The 21,024-nt window shown below is 68.0% G+C and carries 20 protein-coding genes; 12 read left to right on the plus strand and 8 right to left on the minus strand.

Features of this window, described 5'->3' with window-relative positions; genetic code table 11:
* Positions 1-18 precede the first annotated feature (18 nt).
* From ACFCYE_RS07285 to ACFCYE_RS07295, 3 genes are read right to left on the minus strand one after another with little or no spacing between them, the layout of a single operon-like run.
* Positions 19-1,095: a GNAT family N-acetyltransferase gene (locus ACFCYE_RS07285; RefSeq protein WP_376177583.1), complete on the minus strand. Its 1,077-nt coding sequence runs from the start codon at positions 1,093-1,095 to the stop codon at positions 19-21.
* The gene (locus ACFCYE_RS07290) at positions 1,092-2,186 is read right to left on the minus strand and encodes a GNAT family N-acetyltransferase (RefSeq protein WP_376177585.1); all 1,095 of its coding nucleotides are present in this window, start codon (positions 2,184-2,186) and stop codon (positions 1,092-1,094) included. Before ACFCYE_RS07290 ends, ACFCYE_RS07285 begins: the two co-directional genes overlap by 4 nt.
* Positions 2,187-2,202: 16 nt before the next feature.
* Positions 2,203-2,478, minus strand: coding sequence for a hypothetical protein (locus ACFCYE_RS07295; protein WP_376177587.1), 276 nt, complete (start codon positions 2,476-2,478; stop codon positions 2,203-2,205).
* A 545-nt stretch (positions 2,479-3,023) separates the two neighbouring features.
* On the opposite strand from ACFCYE_RS07295, the gene smc reads away from it, so the two are divergent.
* Positions 3,024-6,581: a chromosome segregation protein SMC gene (smc, locus tag ACFCYE_RS07300; RefSeq protein WP_376177589.1), complete on the plus strand. Its 3,558-nt coding sequence runs from the start codon at positions 3,024-3,026 to the stop codon at positions 6,579-6,581.
* A 122-nt stretch (positions 6,582-6,703) separates the two neighbouring features.
* Here smc and ACFCYE_RS07305 read toward each other — a convergent pair whose 3' ends face one another.
* Positions 6,704-7,363 carry an alpha/beta hydrolase gene (locus ACFCYE_RS07305; RefSeq protein ID WP_376177591.1) on the minus strand — a complete coding sequence of 220 codons (660 nt, stop codon included), beginning with the start codon at positions 7,361-7,363 and terminating at the stop codon, positions 6,704-6,706.
* 33 nt (positions 7,364-7,396) lie between these two features.
* Here ACFCYE_RS07305 and ftsY point away from each other — a divergent pair, with 33 nt between their 5' ends.
* Positions 7,397-8,272 carry a signal recognition particle-docking protein FtsY gene (ftsY, locus tag ACFCYE_RS07310; RefSeq protein WP_376177593.1) on the plus strand — a complete coding sequence of 292 codons (876 nt, stop codon included), beginning with the start codon at positions 7,397-7,399 and terminating at the stop codon, positions 8,270-8,272.
* A 42-nt stretch (positions 8,273-8,314) separates the two neighbouring features.
* On the plus strand, positions 8,315-8,815 hold the full coding sequence (locus tag ACFCYE_RS07315; protein ID WP_376177595.1) for a DUF2004 domain-containing protein: 501 nt from the start codon (positions 8,315-8,317) through the stop codon (positions 8,813-8,815).
* Positions 8,816-8,903: 88 nt separating this feature from the next.
* Here ACFCYE_RS07315 and lipA read toward each other — a convergent pair whose 3' ends face one another.
* A complete protein-coding gene (lipA, locus tag ACFCYE_RS07320; RefSeq protein WP_376177596.1) occupies positions 8,904-9,896 on the minus strand; it encodes a lipoyl synthase in 993 nt (330 codons plus the stop codon).
* Positions 9,893-10,531 (minus strand): lipoyl(octanoyl) transferase LipB, encoded by a 639-nt coding sequence (gene lipB / locus ACFCYE_RS07325; protein ID WP_376177598.1) that lies wholly within the window; start codon positions 10,529-10,531, stop codon positions 9,893-9,895. The genes lipA and lipB overlap by 4 nt, the downstream gene beginning before the upstream one ends.
* 88 nt (positions 10,532-10,619) lie before the next feature.
* On the opposite strand from lipB, the gene ACFCYE_RS07330 reads away from it, so the two are divergent.
* From ACFCYE_RS07330 to ffh, 4 genes are all read left to right on the plus strand, one after another.
* Entirely contained in the window at positions 10,620-11,207 is a 588-nt protein-coding gene (locus ACFCYE_RS07330) for a TetR/AcrR family transcriptional regulator (protein WP_376177600.1), read from the plus strand.
* Between the two features lie 66 nt (positions 11,208-11,273).
* Positions 11,274-11,945, plus strand: a complete 672-nt coding sequence (locus ACFCYE_RS07335; RefSeq protein WP_376177602.1) for a hypothetical protein — start codon at positions 11,274-11,276, stop codon at positions 11,943-11,945.
* The gene (locus ACFCYE_RS07340; RefSeq protein ID WP_376177604.1) at positions 11,942-12,439 is read left to right on the plus strand and encodes an RNA polymerase sigma factor; all 498 of its coding nucleotides are present in this window, start codon (positions 11,942-11,944) and stop codon (positions 12,437-12,439) included. Before ACFCYE_RS07335 ends, ACFCYE_RS07340 begins: the two co-directional genes overlap by 4 nt.
* Before the next feature lie 13 nt (positions 12,440-12,452).
* Positions 12,453-14,009: a signal recognition particle protein gene (gene ffh / locus ACFCYE_RS07345; protein WP_376177605.1), complete on the plus strand. Its 1,557-nt coding sequence runs from the start codon at positions 12,453-12,455 to the stop codon at positions 14,007-14,009.
* A 9-nt stretch (positions 14,010-14,018) separates the two neighbouring features.
* On the opposite strand, the gene ACFCYE_RS07350 is transcribed toward ffh, so the two are convergent.
* Positions 14,019-15,719 (minus strand): FAD-dependent oxidoreductase, encoded by a 1,701-nt coding sequence (locus tag ACFCYE_RS07350; protein WP_376177606.1) that lies wholly within the window; start codon positions 15,717-15,719, stop codon positions 14,019-14,021.
* An 88-nt stretch (positions 15,720-15,807) separates the two neighbouring features.
* Here ACFCYE_RS07350 and ACFCYE_RS07355 point away from each other — a divergent pair, with 88 nt between their 5' ends.
* On the plus strand, positions 15,808-16,773 hold the full coding sequence (locus ACFCYE_RS07355; protein WP_376177607.1) for a sugar-binding transcriptional regulator: 966 nt from the start codon (positions 15,808-15,810) through the stop codon (positions 16,771-16,773).
* Positions 16,774-16,870: 97 nt separating this feature from the next.
* Complete coding sequence (glpK, locus tag ACFCYE_RS07360; protein WP_376177608.1) at positions 16,871-18,367, plus strand: glycerol kinase GlpK; 1,497 nt, start codon at positions 16,871-16,873, stop codon at positions 18,365-18,367.
* Positions 18,368-18,385: 18 nt separating this feature from the next.
* On the opposite strand, the gene ACFCYE_RS07365 is transcribed toward glpK, so the two are convergent.
* Complete coding sequence (locus tag ACFCYE_RS07365; RefSeq protein WP_376177610.1) at positions 18,386-19,531, minus strand: glutamate--cysteine ligase; 1,146 nt, start codon at positions 19,529-19,531, stop codon at positions 18,386-18,388.
* Between the two features lie 212 nt (positions 19,532-19,743).
* On the opposite strand from ACFCYE_RS07365, the gene rpsP reads away from it, so the two are divergent.
* The 3 genes from rpsP to rimM are packed head-to-tail and all read left to right on the plus strand — an operon-like array spanning position 19,744 to position 21,010.
* Entirely contained in the window at positions 19,744-20,175 is a 432-nt protein-coding gene (gene rpsP, locus ACFCYE_RS07370; protein ID WP_376177611.1) for a 30S ribosomal protein S16, read from the plus strand.
* A 6-nt stretch (positions 20,176-20,181) separates the two neighbouring features.
* Positions 20,182-20,412 (plus strand): RNA-binding protein, encoded by a 231-nt coding sequence (locus tag ACFCYE_RS07375; RefSeq protein WP_264157661.1) that lies wholly within the window; start codon positions 20,182-20,184, stop codon positions 20,410-20,412.
* Position 20,413: 1 nt separating this feature from the next.
* Positions 20,414-21,010 carry a ribosome maturation factor RimM gene (rimM, locus tag ACFCYE_RS07380; RefSeq protein ID WP_376177613.1) on the plus strand — a complete coding sequence of 199 codons (597 nt, stop codon included), beginning with the start codon at positions 20,414-20,416 and terminating at the stop codon, positions 21,008-21,010.
* Positions 21,011-21,024 lie beyond the last annotated feature (14 nt).

Genomic DNA, 21,024 nt, shown 5'->3' on the forward strand with positions numbered 1-21,024 from the left:
CACAGTCGGCGAGCCCACTCAGACCAGCTTCTTCTGCCATGCTCCGGCGTACGACACCGGGGTGAATCCGATCTGTTCGTTGATGTCGAGCATTCGTCGGTTCTCCTCGGCGTTGAAGGTCGATACCCGCGGCGAATCAGGGGCGACATCGCGCCAGCGCAGCAGGTTCGCGCACTTCACCAGCATGCCCAGGCTGTGACCACGGTGCTCCTGCAGCACCAGCGTGCAGTACTGATGCGTGACAGCGGTGCGGTCGGCATCGATCACGAGCTCGTTGAACGCAGCAAGTCGACCCGTGGGCACATGCAGGGCCGCGGCGACGGACATCGTCTGACCGCCCTCGATCAGGCGCGCTTCGCGGCGCTCGACGCGTGCGGCGTCCCAGATCTCCTCATCGATCTCCAACGCACCGGCCGGGACGTCCGTAGACATGCGCGACAGCGCCCAGGCGTAGCCTTCCTTCAGCTCAGGCGGAGTGGGGATGGTCCACTCCACGAGCCGGTAGTCGGATCCGGCAGCGACGCGCGACGCCTCGAAGGCGGTACGAACACCGTTCATCGACCCCTGCAGATCGAACGCGCTGTTGCGCTCGACCTGCTCGAGGGTGAAACCGGAATTCGACAGCAGCCGCGAGAGCGCAGTGTCGGCCACGACGCCCCATCCTGTTGCCGGCGTGATCGTCGGCCCCTCGGCATGCCCGGGGTGAAGCGTCCAGGTCTGCATGACTTTGCGCCCCAGAATCCTGGTCTCCTCCTCCGCGCGCGCGAGCAGAGCGTCCTCGATCCCTCGGCCCCAGTTCTCCGGGAGCACCATGAGGTCGATCTGGCTGCTCGTGGGCTCGGCCGTCGCGTGGCCGACGGTGATGGCGCCGACCAGAGCCCCTGCCTCGCGGATGATGAAGATGCGCTGCACTGCATCGGCGGTGTCGCGCAGGCCCGCCAGGAGCTCGGCCGGAGTCTGCGCGAGATCGTCGGTGCCGGCATCGTTGCGGCAGACGGTGTTGTTCAGCTCGACGAGAGCGCGGAAGTCGGACGCGTCGTCGGAGTCCGGCGTCGCCGGGAGGGCGAGCTGTTCGAGCTGGAGGGTGTCGTTCATGTCAGTTCCTTCTTCCAAGCGCCCTCGTAGGCGAAGCCGGTGAAGCCGATGTCCTCGTTGATCGAGAGCATCGGACGGTTCTCTTCCGCGTTGTAGGTGACGATCCGTGCGGATGACGGATACTGCGTGCGCCAGGCCAGCAGGCCGGCGGTCTTCACGAGCATTCCGAGACGATGGCCGCGGTGCTCGGCGAGGACGAGCGTGTCGTACTGATGCGTCGTCGCTCCCGCGTCCGACCCGATCGCGAGTTCGTTGAAGGCGCAGAGCTCACCGGTGCGGATGTGCTGCGCCGCGGTGACCTGCAGCGCCCAGCCTCTGCGGATGATCCGGCTGTCCTGCTGGGCGACACGAGCGGCATCCCACGTCTCCTCCGGCATGTCGAGTTCGCCTTCAGGCACGTCGGTGGACATGCGGGACTTCATCCAGGCGTAGCCGTCCACATGTTCTGCAGGCGTCGGCAGCATCCAGCGCACGACTCGATAGTCGTGCGCATGGCGGGCCGCCTCATCGCGCAGCGCGGTCACGTGGGGGAGACTGTCGTCGGTCCAGCGGAACTCGCTCGCGCGCTCGACCTGCTCGAGGCGGAAGCCGTTTCGCAGGAGGAAACGCGCCGAGCGGTCGGCCGGGACCGAACCGAAGCCGGTCGGAGACGCCAGTGGTTCGGCATCCGATCCGTCCTCATGATGCTCTGCCCAGTGCAGCATCCGGCGGACGCCGGCCTCACGGGCGACGGTCTCGAGGTGCGCATACACGGCGCGGCCGATGCCGCGGCCCGCAGCCTTGCGCAGCACGGCGACGGTGACCAGCGCGGTGTCCTTCTCGCCGTCCTGGGAGATGTCGAGGACGGCGCACCCGACCATCCGCCCATCCGACTCGATGTACCACTGCCGGCGCACGCGATCGGGAGTGCTGGCGAGAACCGGAAGCAGCGCTTCCGGTTCGAGCGCGTCGTCATCCCTGCCGGTGCTCTCGAGGATCGAGGCATTGCGCACAGCGGCATACTCGCGCAGCACCGGGGTGGGGGCTGCGCCCGCCCGTGCCGGAAGCACGAGCGGGTGCAGCGTCGCGGTGTCGGTGAGCGGAATGCTCATTGCGGTTCTCCTACGATCAGCGCAGCTGGCGCTGCAGGTCGAATGCGAGCAGGGTCAGGGCTTCGCGCTGCGTGAAGTGGGGCGCGCCGGGGAAGAACGACGCCACATCCACCTCCGCCGGAACAACCCGGCGGCGTTGGGTCCGCAGGAGCAGCCAGAGACCGATCCGCAGGGACAGCCGGTCGGCCAGAGCGAGCTCTGAGCGGTCGATCGGGACGGGAATCTGGAGGATCTCGCGATCCTCGGTACAGGGCGGGTGTGCGGTGCTGCGGTGCAGCTGTGCGATGGTCACTTCGAACTCCAGTGATGGTTGTGATGGTGATGGAAGATGCCCGAGTGCGGCGCCGGAGTCGCCGGGGCGAACCGGCGGAGCACGGAGGGCGGAGGAAGCCGGTGAGCCGGAGACCTGCGAAAGCAGATGCCCGGCTGCGGCGGAGGAAGTCGGCCGTGACGCGAAAGGTCAGAGGGCCGTGGCGCGCGGAATGCGGCGGAGAACGGCCCAGTGGGGGCCGGAGATCTCAGGCTGCAGTTCTACGAGAGCGCGATGCGGAGGCCGAAGGAGACGGTTACCGAATGCGCAGGACGCGGCGCCCCGAAGGCGCGCGTATCGAGGCCTGTGGCCTGTGCGATGAGCTGAATCATGATCGGTAACCTCCTTTCGTATGGCGTTCCGGAGAGACACGCTAGCGAACAGCCTGAAACGCGTCAAGCATTTTCCCAGGAAGACGGCGTGTCGCTCGTTCGCCGAAACGCGGTTCTGCCGTGTGGGATGCCGGTTCTGCCGCGGAATTCCGGTAGCGTAGCCGCCGTGATTCTCCCCGGACGACTGGTGCCCGCATGCATCTGAAGAGCCTGACGCTCAAGGGCTTCAAATCGTTCGCGCAGCCGACGACCTTCGTGTTCGAACCGGGCGTCACCTGCATCGTCGGACCGAACGGTTCGGGCAAGTCGAACGTCGTCGACGCGCTCGCGTGGGTGATGGGGGAGCAGGGGGCGAAGACCCTGCGTGGCGGCAAGATGGAGGATGTCATCTTCGCCGGCACTTCGACGCGCGGCCCGCTCGGACGCGCCGAGGTTCAACTCACGATCGACAACAGCGATGGCGCGCTGCCGATCGAGTACGCCGAGGTGACCATCAGCCGCACCCTGTTCCGCAACGGTTCGAGCGAGTACGCGATCAACGGCTCCAACTGCCGACTCCTGGACGTGCAGGAACTCCTGAGCGACTCCGGCCTCGGGCGCGAGATGCACGTGATCGTCGGGCAGGGCCGCCTGGACACCGTCCTGCAGGCATCGCCGGAGGACCGCCGAGGGTTCATCGAAGAAGCCGCCGGCATCCTCAAGCATCGGCGGCGCAAGGAGAAGACGCTCCGCAAGCTCGACGCCATGGAGGCGAATCTCACCAGACTGAGCGACCTCGCGGGCGAGATCCGGAGGCAGCTCAAGCCACTGGGCCGCCAGGCCGAGATCGCCCGCGAAGCGCAGACCATCGCCGCTGTGGTCAGGGACGCGAAGGCGCGGATCTTCGCCGACGACGTCGTGGCGCTGCGCACAGCGCTGGCCGATCACACCCGGACCGAGCAGGAACGGCACACCGAGCGGCTCGTGCTGACCGATCAGGCCGATCAGGTCAGAGCCGAGATCGCGCGCCTGGAGGCGGACCAGAACTCCGCGGCGGTCGATGCGGCCCGCGGTGTGGCCTTCGGGCTGGAGCAGGTGCAGGAACGCATGCGCGGCCTGTACACGCTCGCGAATCAGCGTCTCGCGCTGCTCGGTTCCGAAGAGGACGACGCCGCAGTGACCGCGGTGACGGTCACTCAGGCGACGATCGACGACGCGAAGGATGAGATCACGCGGATCTCCGAAGGCCTGGGCGATGCTCAGGATGCCGCCGCGGTGGCGAGCCGCGAGGTCATGCAGGCGCGCGCAGAGCTGGACACGCTCGACGTCGACATCGCCGAGCAGAGCGCACTGGTGTCCGAATACGACATGCGCGTGAGCGGGCTCCGCGGAAACGCCGAGGCCGCTGCATCAGCACTGGCCGCCGTGCGCGGCGCGGTCCTGCGTCAGGAGAACGCGTTGGAGGCCGCGCACACGCGTCGACGCGAGGCGGCCGAGGCGCTGGAGGCGTTCGAAGAGGGCGAGGCGCCGGAGGGCACTGCCGCCGAGCACGCCGCTGCATACGAGTCGGCGCAAGCGGCAGCGACCGCGGCGGAGACCGAGCGAGACGGGCTCCGCGAGCGTCTGCACGCGGCCGAGCGCGAGGTCGATGCGCTCACTGCCAAGACCTCCGCGCTGACGAGCGCATTGTCGCTCTCAGGCGGTGCGGCTGAGATCGTGAAGAGCGGCGCGCTCGGCGTTCGAGGCCTCGTCGGAGACGCCGTGCAGGTGCGGGCAGGCTTCGAAGCGGCGATCGCCGCAGTGCTCGGTCCGCTGGCCGAAGGCGTGCTCGTAGACACTCTCGACCATGCCACCGTACTGATCGAGGACGCGGACCGCGGCGTGGTCGATTTCGTTCTCGCCGAAGCAACGGGACCGAGCTCCCCGACGATCGGTGTCGCAGGCGTCATTCCGGCCGTCGACGTCGTCACAGCGCCCGCCGGCGTGCTCGGCATCCTCGCGCACGTGGTGATCGCCGACGATCTTGCAGCGGCCAAGGCCGCTCGCGCGGCGCTGGATGCGATGTCGGACACCACGACCACCATCGTGACCTCCGCCGGCGAGGTGCTCACCGCCCACACATTGCGCGCAGGCTCCGGCTCCGAGCGATCACGGCTGGAGCTGACCGCCGAGCGGGATGCCGCGGCCGAACGACTGGACGAGGTCCGCGTGATCGTCGACTCGCTGCGCGACGCGCGCGAGGACGCGACCGAGCGTGTCGAGAGCACCCGTCGACACGCCAAGGAGACGCTGCGGGCACTCCGAGAGCACGATGCCGCACTCGCGACGTACGCCGAGCAGATCAACCGCGTCACCGTGCAGCATGAGTCGGCCATCGCCGAGTGCGAGCGCCTTGAAGCAGGCCTCGCGCAGGCGCAGGCGGCGGTCGCGGATGCCGAGACGAAGGCGGCTTCGGCGAAGGCGGAGGTCGAATCCGCCGAATCGGCACCTCGGCCCGTTCTGGATGCGTCGGCGCGCGATGGACTTCTCGAAGCGCTCGAGGCCGCCCGAGAGGGCGAGGTCACCGCGCGACTCGAGATCGAGACTCTGCGAGAGCGGGTGCGCGCCGCGCAGTCCCGCGTCGCGTCGTTGGAACGTCAGCGCGAGCAGGAGCGCGATGCCGCGGCCGAGGCGGCACGTCGTGCCGTCATCCGACGGGCGCAGCGCGAAGCGGCCTCCGGAGTCGCGGCCGAACTGCCGCGGATTCTCGATTCGCTGGACCGCTCGGTCGCCGAGGCGCGGCTGGCCCTCGCCGAGGCCGAGGCTGCGCGGTCAGCGCAGAACGAGGAACTGACGGCTCTGCGCGCCCAGGAGAACACCCTGCGCGACCGTCTCGCGGGCCTCACGGAGAGCGTGCACGGCCTCGAGCTGCAGATCCACGAGAAGAAGCTCCACCTGTCGAGCCTGCTGGATCGGGTGGCCAGTGAGCTCGCCCTCGACGAAGATATTCTCGTTGCGGAATATGGTCCCGATCAGCTCGTTCCTCGCGATCCTGCGGAGCGTGCTGAGCCGGGGACGCTCGCCGAGGATGCCGAGGACGCGAGCGAGGGAAGCGGCGTGCCATACGACCGGCGCGTGCAGGAGCGACGGCTTCGCGAGGCCGAGCGGAAGCTCGGGCAGCTCGGACGTGTCAATCCGCTCGCGCTCGAGGAGTTCGCCGCGCTCGAGCAGCGCCACGCCTTCCTGACCGAGCAGCTCGCTGATCTCACCAGGACGCGGCAGGACCTCATGACGATCATCGCGGATCTCGACGAGCGCATGCAGACGATCTTCGCGAGCGCGTTCGAGGACACCAGGCAGGCGTTCACCGAGGTGTTCCCGCTGCTGTTCCCCGGCGGAGCCGGGAGCATCTCGCTCACGAATCCGGACGACATGCTCACGACCGGCATCGAGGTCGCAGTGCGTCCGGTCGGCAAGAAGATCGAGCGGCTGTCGCTGCTGTCGGGAGGCGAGCGATCGCTGGCGGCGGTCGCCCTTCTCGTCGCGATCTTCAAGGCGCGTCCGAGCCCGTTCTACATCCTCGACGAGGTCGAGGCCGCGCTGGATGACGCGAATCTCGGTCGCCTGCTGACGGTGTTCGAGCAGTTGCGGGAGAGCTCGCAGCTGCTGGTCATCACGCACCAGAAGCGCACCATGGAGATCGCCGACGCGCTCTACGGCGTCTCGATGCGCCAGGACGGCGTCTCGGCCGTCGTCGGGCAGCGCGTCGGAGACCGCGCAGCCGCCGCGAGCTGACTCCCGCTCGCTGCTCTGCCGTGCCGAACCCCCGGCGGGTCAGCGCGGCACAGGCGAGTCGCTGGGGCATCGGGTTGCGACACGCCGCGGACGGCGAGCGGCGTCCGGGGTTCGGTACGCGGTCAGTGCAGCGTCGTCTGGAACTCGGCCACGAGAGCCGCGAATCCCGCGACGTCCTGGGGGCGATGCTGGGCCCCAGGCAGGACGACGTGCCGTGCGCCGCGCTCCTCGAGCAGCCCGGCGATCACCTCGTACTCGTCGTTCCAGCCGCCGGTCACGACGAGGGTCGGGATGCCGTCGAGCACGTCCTCACGCACGCCGTGGCCCCACGGCAGATTCGTCTCGGCCCACCTCTCGGCAAGGGGACGCTCGTCGTTCCAGCGGGCCGCGTCGAATTCTCCGCCGAACATGAGCGGGCGGAGGATCGCCCAGAATCCGCGCAGATTCCCGGCATCCGCCTGCGCGCGTGCTTCCGTGACGATTCCGACGTGCCGTTCGATCGTCGGCCTTCCTCGGGCGATGTCGTACAGCGCGGGCTCGACGAGTACGAGACCCTTCGGTCGCATGACACGTGCGGCGAGCACGGCAGGCACGGCGCCGATGGAATGGGCGAAGACGAGCGAATCGCGCGGTCGCCGGGCGAGCAGCTCGACCTGTGCGGGGACCGACGACCTCTCGTCGAAACTCACGAACTCGCCCCCGGCATCCGCGTGCGACGGCCAGGCCGACGCGCCTCGGCGTCCACCGCCATGGATGTAGAGCCGGCCGAGCGGTGTCTGCATCCCGTGATCTTAGCGTGGCCGTAGGCTGGAGGCATGGCGGAGAAGTCCTGGTCCCTCGGTCGCGCACTGCGCGGCATGTTCGTCAAACCCACGATCGACGAGACCACGTGGGAGGACCTCGAGACCGCGCTGATCACCGCCGACTTCGGCCCCGAGATCACCGAGCGCGTCGTCGAGGAGCTGCAGGCGAAGGTCGAGAAGTACCGCACGACCGACCCCAAGGACCTGCAGCGGATGCTGCGCGAGACCCTCGAGGAGCATTTCGCGAAGTTCGACACGACGCTCAAGCTCACCGAGCGCCCCGCGGTCGTGCTCGTCGTCGGAGTCAACGGCGTCGGCAAGACGACCACGATCGGCAAGTTCACGAAGTTCCTGCGCCGGTACGAGCGCAGCGTCGTGGTGGGGGCCGCCGACACCTTCCGTGCGGCAGCGGTCGATCAGCTCGCGACGTGGGCGCAGCGCGCAGGCGCCGCGATCGTACGCCCGCAGCACGAAGGCCAGGACCCGGCCTCCGTCGCCTTCCAGACGGTGGAGTACGCCAAGAACCAGGGCGTCGAGATCGCGATCATCGACACCGCGGGGCGTCTGCACACCAAGGGCGGCCTGATGGACGAGCTCGGCAAGATCCGCCGCGTCGTCGAGAAGCAGGCGCCGATCAGCGAGGTCCTGCTCGTGCTCGACGCGACCACGGGGCAGAACGGCGTCATGCAGGCGGAATCGTTCCTGCAGCACGCCGGCGTCACCGGACTCGTCATCACGAAGCTCGACGGATCGGCCAAGGCCGGGTTCGTCCTGGCGGTCCAGGAGCGCACCGGCATTCCCGTGAAACTGCTCGGTCAGGGCGAGGGGATCGATGATCTGACGGGCTTCACACCGCACGCCTTCGTCCAGGCGATGGTGGGGCAGTGATGGGGACTACCGCGAGCGCGCGGGGACTGGTTTCATAGCGGTATGGCGATCGAACACGACTACTTCGGACTCCTGTCGTCGGGGCCGGACGGATCGATCTTCTGGTCGGAGACGGTCGAGTTCGGCGACCAGTCCGTCACCGTCGACCTCACGGCGCCGGACCAGGATGACGTCTCACCCGACGCGCTGGACATCGCCGCCGCGCTCATCTCCGGACTGGAGGATGTCGACGCCACCGCACGACGCGGCATGCTCGCAGAGGTCGACGATCGCACCAGTGAGGTGACCGAGTACATCCTGCAGCAGCAGGAGGCCTACGGCGATGAACTCGAAGAGGTCCTGGTCGACGTCTCCGGCGACGCCGCGGTCGACATCATCCGATCGTTGCGGCTGATGAGCATGACGATCCTCGCGGACGAGCACGGCGGTTCTGAGCCGTTCGCCGTGCTCGAGTACGCGCTGGATGCGGAGGACACCGATGACGTGCTCCTGGTGAACCTGGCCTCCGACGGTACCGTGCAGTCCGTGATGAGCGCGGATTAGCCCCCAGATCAGCAGAGCTGACCGAGATCAGGAGGATCCTGACGAATCCTCCTGATCTCGGGCTGGTTTCCTGATCTCGGAACGGCGATCACACCGCCTGCGCGAAGCCCAGGTCCGCACTCTCGGCGATGTGGGCGAGGTGCGAGGGGATCTCGCGCCCCTTCGACACCATCGACTGCGCCCACAGCCGGCCCGCGCGGTACGACGAGCGCACCAGTGGACCGGCGAGCACGCCGAGGAACCCGATCCGCTCGGCCTCCTGCTTGAACTCCACGAACTCCGCCGGCTTCACCCAGCGAGCCACCGGCAGGTGCCGCGGCGTCGGCCGCAGGTACTGCGTGATCGTGATGATGTCGCACCCTGCATCGTGCAGGTCCTGAAGCGCCTGGATGACCTCCTCCGGCTCCTCGCCCATCCCGAGGATGAGGTTGGACTTCGTGATGAGTCCGGCATCCCGGCCCTGGGTGAGCACGTTCAGTGAGCGCTCGTACTGGAACGCGGGGCGGATGCGCTTGAAGATCCGCGGCACCGTCTCGACGTTGTGCGCGAACACCTCAGGGCGGGCGTCGAAGATCTGGCCGAGGAACGCCGGGTCGGCATTGTGCTCGTTCGCGAGCAGCTCGACGCCCGTGTTCGGGTTCAGCTCGTGGATCCTGCGCACCGTCTCGGCGTTCAGCCACGCCCCGGTGTCCGGCAGGTCGTCGCGGGCGACACTCGTGACCGTGGCGTACCGAAGGCCCATCTGGCGCACGCTCTCCGCGACGCGACGCGGCTCATCGGTGTCGTAGGCGTCCGGCTTGCCGGTGTCGATCTGGCAGAAGTCGCAGCGCCGGGTGCACTGGGAGCCGCCGATGAGGAACGTCGCCTCCTTGTCCTCCCAGCACTCGAAGATGTTGGGGCAACCGGCCTCCTGGCACACCGTGTGCAGACCCTCGTCCTTCACGAGCGCGTGCAGTGCCTGGTATTCCGGCCCCAGCTTCGCCTTGGTCTTGATCCACTCCGGCTTGCGCTCGATCGGCGTCTCGGCGTTGCGGATCTCCAGACGCAGGAGCTTGCGACCGTCCGGTGCGGCGGCGCTCATGCGGGCACCGCCGCGTACTCGGCGTCGAATGCGGCCGCGACCTGCTCGACGATGTCGCCGGGGGAGACGTCGCGCCCCACCACCTCGCTGACCGTCGTGACCCCGGCATCCGTGATGCCGCAGGGGATGATGCCGCGGAATCCCGACAGGGTGTTGTCGCAGTTGATGGCGAAGCCGTGCATCGTGACGCCCTGCTGCACTCGGACTCCGATCGCGGCGACCTTGTCCTCGCTGAGGGGCCTCCTGACCCACACCCCGCTGCGGCCCTCGACCTGGTAGCCGTCGACGCCGAGCGGGCGCAGGATCTCGATGAGCAGACGCTCGAGCCGACGCACGTGCGCCACGACATCCATCGGCTCCGGAAGACGCACGATCGGGTAGCCGACCAGCTGCCCCGGGCCGTGCCAGGTGATCTTGCCGCCCCGGTCGACGTCGACCACGGGCGTGCCGTCCTGCGGTCGCTCCTGCGGTTCGGTGCGTTTGCCGGCGGTGTAGACCGCTTCGTGCTCCAGCAGGATCAGGGTGTCGGGTCGCGATCCTGAGACGACATCGGCATGGATGCGCCGCTGCAGGTCCCAGCCGTCGAGATAGGGGATGAACTCAGGGTCGAGTCCGGCGATCTGGATATCGAGCATGCTCGTCCTTCATCAGTTGTTGGATGCGGTCCAACAATACGCCCGATTGGGCAGGATGGCACGAGTCGGCACGCGATACGGTGAAGAGGTGACCACTGACAGCCGTGCAGGGCGCCCCCGCGCCTCGTCTCGGGAGACCCTCTCCGAGGCGGCCTGCGAGCTTTTCCTCGAGCAGGGGTACGACGCGACTTCCGTCGCCGACATCACCCGGCGCGCCGGGGTCAGCCGCTCGAGCTTCTTCAACTACTTCTCGTCGAAGAGCGACGTGCTGTGGTCGGGTATCGACGAACGCATCGATCAGGCGATCGTCGGGCTCCGGTCGCTCGGGCCGGATGCCGACGGCGACGCCGTGCGCGGCATCCTGCTCCTGATCGTGCGGGACTTCGCACCCGATCCGCTCGCACTCGCGCTGCGCAACGCGAAGGCGATGGGTCTGGACGATGAGCTGATCGGCGAGACGGGCCTGCGTCACGCTCGACTGTCGTCCGCTGTCGCGGATGCGGCGCGCGCATCCGGCATCGATGTGATCCGGGCGGACATCCTCGGCGCCGCGCATGCCGCAGCCGTGCTGTCCTCGCTGCGGGTGTGGGCCGAACAGGGCGCCGGGCAGGTCTCTGTGGAGACCGTGCTGCTGGACGCGCTCGGCACGATCCACGACCTTCCCTGGGCGATCTGAACTCGGCGCGGACGAAACGCGCGTTGCCGGACACGTCATGAGTGACACCGCTTCGAGGAGGAGCTCATGACCAGGGACAAGCTGGATGACCTGCTGGATGCTTCGGCACCGGCCGTACGGACGATCGCGTCGAGCGATGTGCGGGCGATGGTGCTCGATGCGAGGGCGCAGGAGCGACCGGACCGACCCCGGCGCAGAGTCAGGGCCGGCGCGGCGACCGCCTCGGTCCTCGCGCTCGTCCTCGGTGGCGGCGGAGCCGCCGTCGCGGCAGGACTCATCTCGTGGCCGGAGCACTTGCAGAACCCCGATACATCCTTCGCCTTCGAGGTGCCGAGCGGACGGGCGTGCGAGGTGCGGCTGGTCGTCGATCCCGTCGCGGCACAACCCGACGACCCGAGCCCCGATCGGGACGCCGCCGCCGCCGTGCGCGACGAGGTGGCGCAATGGCTGCGCTCTGACGACCTCCGAGCGCGTCTCGATCTCGGTGCCGCGCGAAGCGAGGCGCAACGGATCCTCGCAGACCAGCGCGAGTCGGGAATGACGATCGTGATCGGCGCAGACGGATGGCTGACCGATGCCCGATTCTCCGACCGGGCACCGGACGCCGACGACCTCGAAGCCTTCGCCGTGAGCCGGGCTGTGGGCTCCGCGCTCACCGCTCATCTCACGAGGGCCGGCTTCGACGACAACGTATGGGAGTTCAGCACGGACGGCGGTGTCAAGTGCGCAGTCCAGTGAGCACCGACGCCGCACTCATCGCCGCATTCGAAGCATCCGCACCCGACCTGCTCGGCTACCTGTCGCGCCGCGTCGGTCCGGATGATGCGCCTGACCTGCTCGGCGAGACGATGGTGGTCGCATGGCGCCAGGTGCGCAAGCTGCCTGACGACCCTGAGCGGGCGAGGATGTGGCTGTTCGGCATCGCGCGCGGCACGCTGCAGAACCATGCCAGAGGGGAGCGGCGCCGCTGGACGCTGGCCGACCGCATCCGCGGGCAACTCCGCGAGGATGCGACGTCGCCCGCCGCAGACGCCGGAGCCGAGGTCCGCGACGCGATCGACCGCCTCGAGCCCGATCTCGCAGAGCTCGTCCGGCTGGTGCACTGGGATCGCATGAGCCTCACGGATGCGGCTGAGATGCTCGGCATCCCGGCATCCACTGCTCGAGGCCGCTACCAGCGTGCCAAAGAGCACCTGCGGGCCGCGCTGAGCATGGAGGTTCCGCTCGCGTAGAATCGAGAGCACCATGGCTACCTTTGGCACGCTCTCCGATCGGCTCACCGAGACCTTCCGCAACCTGCGCACGAAGGGAAAGCTCACCGCCGCTGACGTCGACGGCACCGTCCGCGAGATCCGTCGCGCCCTGCTGGACGCCGATGTCGCACTCGTCGTCGTCAAGGAATTCACCGCTCGTGTCCGCGAGCGCGCGCTCGGCGATGAGGTCAATAAGGCGCTGAACCCTGCGCAGCAGGTCGTGCAGATCGTCAACGAGGAACTCGTCGGCATCCTCGGGGGCGAGCAGCGTCGCCTGGAGTTCGCCAAGACCCCGCCCACGGTCATCATGCTGGCCGGTCTGCAGGGTTCGGGTAAGACGACCTTCGCCGGAAAGCTCGCGAAGATGCTCGAGAAGGACGGGCACACCCCGCTCCTGGTCGCGGCCGACCTTCAGCGACCGAATGCGGTGAACCAGCTTCAGGTCGTCGCTCAGCAGGCCGGCGCGACCGTATACGCCCCCGAGCCGGGCAACGGCATCGGCGACCCGGTCAAGGTCGCCCGCGACGGCGTCGAGCACGCACGCCGCCAGCTTCACGACGTCGTCATCATCGACACCGCCGGTCGCCTGGGTGTGGATACCGAGCTGATGAAGCAGGCCGCCGACATCCGCAAGGCGACCAACCCGGACGAGGTCCTGTTCGTCATCGACGCGATGATCGGTCAGGACGCCGTGAACACGGCCAAGGCCTTCCAGGAAGGCGTCGACTTCACCGGAGTGGTGCTGTCGAAGCTCGACGGCGACGCGCGAGGCGGCGCCGCGCTGTCCGTGGCATCCGTGACCGGACGTCCGATCATCTTCGCGTCGACCGGTGAAGGGCTCGACGACCTCGAGGCGTTCCACCCCGACCGCATGGCGAGCCGCATCCTCGATCTCGGTGACGTCCTCACCCTCATCGAGCAGGCGCAGCAGGCGTTCGACGAGGAAGAGGCGATGAAGGTCGCCGAGAAGCTCGCGAACGAGGCCTTCACCCTCGAGGATTTCCTCGACCAGCTTCAGCAGATGAAGAAGATGGGCTCGATGAAGAAGATGCTCGGGATGCTCCCGGGTATGGGTCAGATGAAGCAGCAGCTGGATGACTTCGACGAGCGCGAGATCGATCGCACCGAGGCCATCATCCGCTCGATGACACCGGGGGAGCGCCGCAACCCGAAAGTCCTCAACGGCTCGCGCCGGTTGCGCATCGCCCGTGGATCCGGCATGACCGTCACCGACGTCAATCAGCTCGTCCAGCGGTTCGAACAGGCCGCCAAGATGATGAAGACGGTCGCCCGAGGCGGCACCCCGCAGATCCCCGGTATGGGCCCGGTTCCAGGCATGGGCCGCACCGGCGCTTCGGCGAAGCGCGGCAAGAAGGGCAAGTCCAAGGGCCCGTCGCGTTCGGGGAACCCGGCCAAGCGCGCAGCCGAGAACGCGGGTGCACCTGTCGGCCCGGCGACGGGTTCCGGCTTCGGACTGGGCGGTGCCGGTCAGGCCGCACCCAGCGAGGCCGACCTCGCCGAGATCCAGAAGCTGTTCGGCAAGGGCTGAGCCCGGCGCTCAGCGCGCGGAGACCGCTTCGACATCCACGCCGTGCGCCTCGCGCAGGGTGGCGACCGTCTCGTCGATCTCGGCATCCGTCCGCACGGTGTCCCAGTCCAGCAGCGGGGCCAGAGCAGTGGCGATCACTCGGATCGCTTCGGCATCGGCGTCCCCGGTGAATGCGAGACTCGTGCGGCGGAACACCACGTCGCCCACGTTGCGGACCTTCTCGTTCTCGACCATCCAGGCGAGCTCGCGGGTCGACAGGGCGTCGCCGAGCAGCGGCTCGTCCTGCTCGAGCGCGAGGAAGTCGGCGACGGCGGCAGCCCTCGTCCCATATCGGGTGAAGAGCACACGCCCTCGTTCGGTGTCGCCGACGTTCTGCCGCAGCCACTCGATGCGGCGTCGCGGAGTTCTCGGGTAGCCGATGCCGCCCCCGATCCGCACGCCCACCGTACTGGTGACGCGATCGAGCCCCAGCTCGGCCAGGACACGGTCGCCGAGCGTCTCGCCGAGCGCCCGGAACGTCGTCCACTTCCCGCCCACCAGGCTGAGGACCGTCGGCATCCCGGCATCCTGTCGGCGCTCGATCCGATAGTCGCGCGAGACGAATCCGGGCGCGGTGTCGTCATGGTGCGGAAGAGGACGGATGCCGGAGTAGCGGTAGACGATCTGCGATCGATCGACGGAGATCGTCGGGAACACATGCGCGATGAGAGCGAAGAAGTAGTCGACTTCCTCTTCCGTGCAGCGTGCGGGTTCGCGCGGATCGGCTTCGAGATCGGTCGTGCCGACGAGGACCCGATCCTTCAACGGGTAGATCAGCACGATGCGTCCGTCGGAGTGCTCGAAGAAGATCTCGCGGCCGCCGGTGGCGTCCAGCAGTTCCGGATGGTCGAGGACGATGTGCGAACCCTTCGTGCCGCCCATGAACGCGGTGGTCGTGCCGAGAGCCTCGTTGGTCAGGTCCGTCCACGGGCCTGAGGCATTGACGACGACATCGGCGGCGACGCGGAACTCGTCGCCGGTCTCGCGGTCGCGCAGCAGAACGCCGGCGGTGTCGAGACCGACAGCCTCCACGTAGTTCAGGGCCCTGGCGCCCGCATGCGCGTCCTCGCCGTCGCGGAGGACATCCAGCGCGAGCCGTTCCGGGTCGTGCACGGACGCGTCGTAGTACGTCGCGGTGTACTTGATCTCGGGGTCGAGCTTCGGCAGGGCCGCGAGCGACTTCTTCCGCCCGTGGAAGCGGTGTCGGGGAACCGTACCGCCGTCGCGGGAGAACGTGTCGTAGAGCGTGAGGCCGGCCTTGATGAGGAAGGCGCCGCGCTCGGTCGGCTTGCCCTGCCTGTGCGACAGAAAGCGCAGAGGAGCCGAAAGGATGCCCGAAAACGTCGAGTAGATCGGGATCGTCGTCTCGAGCGGCTTGACGTAGTGCGGAGCGATCTTGAGCAGTCCGTTGCGTTCCTGCACGGACTCCTTGACGAGCCGGAACTCCCCGTTCTCGAGGTACCGGATTCCGCCGTGGATCATGTGGCTGGATGCGGCGGTGGCGCCGCTCGCGAAGTCGGCGCGCTCGACGAGAAGGACATCGACGCCCTGCATCGCCAGGTCCCGGAACGTCGCGATGCCGTTGATGCCTGCGCCGATGACGACGACGCTCGCTCGGCCGGATTCGCGCGCAGCAGTGACGTCTTCGCGTTCGCGTGGTGTGACGCTCATCGTGTCTCCTCCCAGAGCCTTCTCGCTATATCCTTGGCGCACCGGCACACCTGCGCAAGCGGTGTGCACATACGTGCAAGGAGGTGCGATGACGACGCAGGGACTCAACGACCCGCGGGCGGCGTCGGCGCTGCGGGCGGCACAGATGTACTACCTGCAGGACATGACGATGGATGCCATCGCACGGGAGCTCGGCACCTCGCGTTCCTCCGTCTCGCGCCTGCTCGGTCACGCGAGGGAGACCGGCCTGGTGGAGATCCAGATCCATCAGCCGCAGGGGCAGGAGCTGCGACTGGAGGAGGCGATCCGCGCCCGGTTCGGCATCGCTGCGCATGTCGTCCCCACGCCGAAGAACCTGTCCGATGTGGAGCGGTTCGAACGGGTGGCGATGAGCGCTGCTCGGCTGCTGCCGCTGTACTTCGACTCGAACATGACGCTCGGGATCGGCTGGGGATCGACGCTGGATGCGATCAGTCGTCACCTTCCCCGCAAGGAGACGCACAACACAACGGTGGTGCAGCTCAACGGTGCAGGAAACACGTTCACCACGGGCGTCGACTACGCCAGCGAGATCCTGCAGCGCTTCGGGCAGGCGTTCGGGTCCGGCATCCAGCAGTTCCCCGTTCCGGCGTTCTTCGACGATCCTCGGACGAAGGAGGCGATGTGGCGAGAACGCAGCATGCGCCGCGTTCTCGATCTGCAGGCGCGCGCCGACGTCATCCTGTTCGGGCTCGGCTCGCCGTTCGCCGAGGTGCCGAGCCGCGTGTACATCGGGGGGTACCTGAGCCGCGATGACTATCGCAGCCTTCGAGAGGACGGCGTGGTCGGTGACATCGCGACCGTGTTCTATCGGCAGGACGGCACCTGGCAGAACATCGAGCTGAACGCGCGCGCGACAGGGCCGGGATTCGGCGTCCTGGGCCGGGTCGCCAGAAGGATCTGCGTCGTCTCCGGTGTCCAGAAACTCCCGAGCCTGCGCGGCGCCATCGCGACCCGGCTGGTGACCGACCTGGTCCTGGACGAGCATCTGGCCGAGCGGCTGGTGGACGAGTGATGCACGTTCGTGCACGGTGCACCCGGCCACGCGCGCGCATCTCCTAGGCTGTCGTCGATACGGACATCGCCGTCACGACGCGGGAGAGCACAACGTCATGCATATCGTCGCCATCGATCAGGGCACCACGAGCACCCGCGCCATCGTCTTCGACGCGCGCGGGGGGATCGTCGCGAGCGGACAGCTCGAGCACGAGCAGATCCTCCCGGAGGCGGGCTGGGTGGAGCACGACGCGATGGAGATCTGGCGCAACACGCAGTCCGTGATCCGGACCGCGCTCGAGCAGGCCAAGGTGTCGGCCGACGATGTCGCCGGCATCGGGATCACCAACCAGCGGGAGACCGCGATCGTGTGGGATCGGCGCACCGGCGAGCCGGTGCACAACGCCATCGTGTGGCAGGACACCCGTACGCAGCCACTCATCGACGCTCTCGCCGCCGACGGTGGCGTGCGCCGCTTCGCGGAGACGTCGGGGTTGCCGCTGGCGACGTACTTCTCGGCATCCAAGCTCCACTGGATCCTCGGCAATGTCGAGGGCGCGCGCGAACGTGCTGAGGCCGGTGATCTGCTGTTCGGCACGCCGGACTCGTGGCTGCTGTGGAATCTGACGGGCGGCGCGGACGGCGGGGTGCACGCGACGGATGTCACGAACGCGAGCCGCACGCTGCTGATGGACCTGCGCACGCTCGATTGGGATGACGAACTGCTCGGCGCGTTCGACATCCCTCGTTCGATGCTTCCCGAGATCCGTTCGTCTTCCGAGACCTACGGGACGACCGTCGGCACTGCCCTGGACGGAGTGCCGATCGCGGCGATCCTGGGCGACCAGCAGGCGGCGACGTTCGGCCAGGTCGCCTTCGAAGCGGGGGAGTCGAAGAACACCTACGGCACGGGCAACTTCCTGATCGTCGGCACGGGGGAGGAGATCGTCGCCAGCGACAACGGACTGATCACCACGGTCGCCTACCGGATCGGGGATGCCGCACCGAGATATGCGCTGGAGGGATCGATCGCCGTCACCGGGTCGCTCGTGCAGTGGCTCCGTGACAACCTCGGCATCATCTCGCGCGCCCCCGAGGTCGAAGAGCTCGCGCTCACCGTGGAGGACAACGGCGGGGTGTACATCGTTCCGGCGTTCTCGGGCCTGTTCGCGCCGTACTGGAGGCCGGATGCCCGCGGTGCGATCCTGGGGCTGACCCGCTTCGCGAACAAGGGGCACATCGCGAGGGCCGCGCTGGAGGCCGTCGCCTTCCAGACCCGGGAGGTGCTGGATGCCGTGGCCGCCGACACCGGAATGGCGCTGACGGAGCTGCGCGTGGATGGCGGGATGGTCGCCAACGCCACGCTGCTGCAGCTGCAGGCGGACGTGCTCGGCGTGCCGGTCATCCGGCCGGCGATCATCGAGACCACCGCGCTCGGCGCGGCCTATGCCGCGGGTCTCGCCGTCGGCGTCTGGAAGGACCTCGACGAGCTGCGAGGGATGTGGCGTGAGGATGCGCGATTCGAGCCGAGCGCCGACGAAGCCGAGCGCGAGCGTCGTGTGGCTCGCTGGCGCAAGGCGGTCACCCGCACCTTCGACTGGGTCGAGGACTGACGCCCGCCGCCGACCGCTTCAGGCGATCGAGCCCTCAGGGCCGGAGCGGAATTCGCGGATGAGGTGCTGAACGACCTCGCGAAGATCCCCACCGGACGCCTCGGCGACCGCGAGCTGGCGCTCATAGCTCGCGCCGCCCGTGATGATCGATCCGGTGCGGGCGAACTCCGCCGCGCACCCGAGATCCACGGCGACGGGGGCGAGATCGGCGAGGAGCGCGGAGATGTGCTCGCGCACCGGCACCTGCGTGCCCTGCGCGTCGGTGATCAGCCGCGCGTCGAGCCCGTAACGCGCGGATCGCCACTTGTTCTCGCGGTGGAACCACGTCGGCATGACCGGCAGTCGCTCTCCGGCATCCAGCAGGCGGGAGAAATGCTCCACGAGCACCTGCACGAGCGCGGCCACCGAGGCGAGCTCGGCGAGCGTGGACAAGCCGTCGCAGGCGCGCACCTCGATGGTTCCCCAGCGCGGTGCCGGGCGGATGTCCCAGCGGACTTCGGTCGCGTCCGCCATGACCCCGGTCGTGACCATGTCGTCCAGGTAGTGCTCGTACTCGCCCCAGTCCTGCAGCGGCCACGGGAGACCGGCAGTGGGAAGCTGCTGGAACACCAGTGCCCTGTTCGACGCGTATCCGGTGCGCTCGCCCGCCCAGAACGGGCTCGATGCGGCCAGAGCCTGCAGGTGCGGCAGATATCCGGAGAGAGCGCCGATGATGGGGAACACCTTGTCGCGGTCTTCGACGCCCACGTGGACGTGGATGCCCCAGATCATCATGTTGCGGCCCCACCACTGGGTGCGCTCGATGAGCGTGTGGTAGCGCGTCTTGTCGGTGACCCGCTGGTCGTACCACTGCGCGAACGGGTGACTGCCGGCGGAGAGCAGCTCGATGCCGGCGGGATCTGTCGCGGCGCGCACCGCGGCGATCGCGGAAGCGATGTCGTCGACCGCGTGCGCGACCGAGCTCCCCACGCCACTGGTCACCTCGATCGTGTTGGTGAGCAGTTCCCCGGTCACGGTGTGACGCTCGCTCTCGCTCTCCTGCTCGAGCGCTCCGAGCAGCTCCGGAGCGCGCCCCACCAGGTCTCCGGTATCCGGATCGGCGAGCATGATCTCCCACTCCAAGCCCACGGTGGAGCGAGCGGATTCGGCGAAAGCGACGGTCACGAGCACAGTCTGACACGGCCGCCCGTGCGAACCGACGCGCGGAGTCACGACACGTTTCGCGCGTGGCGGACTGATCTGGCAGAATAGAAGGTCGGACGACTCGCTCGACCCTCTATCCAGCGAGAACGTCCTCCCGCAGAGCTTCCGCCGGGTGTGCACCCCACTCTCCAGGCGATCGGTTCAAACTTCCTTCCACACAATTCAGGAGAATCGTGGCTGTCAAGATTCGTCTCAAGCGCCTGGGCAAGATCCGCGCGCCTTACTACCGCATCGTCGTCGCCGACTCGCGCACCAAGCGCGACGGTCGTGTGATCGAGGAGATCGGCAAGTACCACCCGACCGAGGAGCCCTCGTTCATCGAGGTCGACTCCGAGCGTGCACAGTACTGGCTCTCCGTCGGCGCGCAGCCGACCGAGCAGGTCACCGCCCTGCTGAAGATCACGGGCGACTGGGGCAAGTTCAAGGGCGACAAGGACGCGAAGTCCACGCTCAAGGTCCGCGAGCCCAAGGCCGCGTTCGAGATCGACGCGTCCAAGAAGTCGGTCGTCAAGCCGAAGGCGGAGAAGAAGGAGGCCCCCGCTGAGGAGGCTCCCGCCGCTGCCGACGCGGAGGCCGCTGAGGCATCCGCCGCCGACGCCGAGTAATCCGTCGTGCTGGCCGCCGCGCTCGAACACGTCGTCAAGGGGATCGTGGATCACCCGGACGACGTCCGCATCACCGAATCCACGTCGCCGCGAGGCGATCTCCTCGAGGTGCGCGTGCACCCCGATGACCGTGGACGCGTGATCGGGCGCGGCGGTCGCACCGCGAAAGCGCTGCGTACGCTGATCTCTGCCCTCGCCGACGGACGTCGAGTCCGCGTCGACGTCGCGGACGACTGACGTGGCAGCGGGCGACAAAGGCCAGGGGCGCAATCAACTGCGCGTCGGCCGTCTGGTCAAGGCGCACGGGCTCAAGGGCGGACTCAAGCTCGAGCTGTACACCGACAACCCCGAAGCACGGTTCATCACCGGGGCAGAGTTCACGTTGCAGGTGCCTGAGGCATCTCCGTGGCACGGCAAGACGATCACCGTCCGCGAATACCGGGTGATGAACGGCAACCCCGTCGTCTTCTTCGATGACATCGACGATCGCGACGCGGCCGACGGCATCGTGCGCGCCATCCTGTGGATCGACCAGGATGATGTCGAGCCGGAGGACAACGCCTGGTACGACCACCAGCTCACCGGACTCGACGTCGTGCGCGACGAGCAGGTCGTCGGGCGCGTCGTGCGCATCGACCACATGCCGGCACAGGACCTGCTCATCGTCCGTCCGATCGGGTCCGACTCGGAGGAGATCATGGTCCCCTTCGTCGAAGCCATCGTTCCCACCGTGGACATCGAAGCGGGCCGAGTCATCGTCACCCCTCCGGCCGGGCTCTTCGAGGAGCTTCCGGATGCGGCTCCCGACGAGCAGCCTGCTGCCGACGCATCCTGATCCGCCTATCCTGA

Origin of the sequence: Microbacterium sp. NPDC056234 (assembly GCF_042267585.1) — a bacterium.
Taxonomy (GTDB): domain Bacteria; phylum Actinomycetota; class Actinomycetes; order Actinomycetales; family Microbacteriaceae; genus Microbacterium.

Bases quoted from the DNA above. Each gene is read 5' to 3' on its own strand.
- ACFCYE_RS07285 (WP_376177583.1), bottom strand. From the start codon at position 1,095: ATGAACGACACCCTCCAGCTCGAACAGCTCGCCCTCCCGGCGACGCCG.
- ACFCYE_RS07290 (WP_376177585.1), bottom strand. From the start codon at position 2,186: ATGAGCATTCCGCTCACCGACACCGCGACGCTGCACCCGCTCGTGCTT.
- smc (WP_376177589.1), top strand. From the start codon at position 3,024: ATGCATCTGAAGAGCCTGACGCTCAAGGGCTTCAAATCGTTCGCGCAG.
- ACFCYE_RS07305 (WP_376177591.1), bottom strand. From the start codon at position 7,363: ATGCAGACACCGCTCGGCCGGCTCTACATCCATGGCGGTGGACGCCGA.
- ftsY (WP_376177593.1), top strand. From the start codon at position 7,397: ATGGCGGAGAAGTCCTGGTCCCTCGGTCGCGCACTGCGCGGCATGTTC.
- ACFCYE_RS07315 (WP_376177595.1), top strand. From the start codon at position 8,315: ATGGCGATCGAACACGACTACTTCGGACTCCTGTCGTCGGGGCCGGAC.
- lipA (WP_376177596.1), bottom strand. From the start codon at position 9,896: ATGAGCGCCGCCGCACCGGACGGTCGCAAGCTCCTGCGTCTGGAGATC.
- lipB (WP_376177598.1), bottom strand. From the start codon at position 10,531: ATGCTCGATATCCAGATCGCCGGACTCGACCCTGAGTTCATCCCCTAT.
- ACFCYE_RS07335 (WP_376177602.1), top strand. From the start codon at position 11,274: ATGACCAGGGACAAGCTGGATGACCTGCTGGATGCTTCGGCACCGGCC.
- ffh (WP_376177605.1), top strand. From the start codon at position 12,453: ATGGCTACCTTTGGCACGCTCTCCGATCGGCTCACCGAGACCTTCCGC.
- ACFCYE_RS07350 (WP_376177606.1), bottom strand. From the start codon at position 15,719: ATGAGCGTCACACCACGCGAACGCGAAGACGTCACTGCTGCGCGCGAA.
- ACFCYE_RS07355 (WP_376177607.1), top strand. From the start codon at position 15,808: ATGACGACGCAGGGACTCAACGACCCGCGGGCGGCGTCGGCGCTGCGG.
- glpK (WP_376177608.1), top strand. From the start codon at position 16,871: ATGCATATCGTCGCCATCGATCAGGGCACCACGAGCACCCGCGCCATC.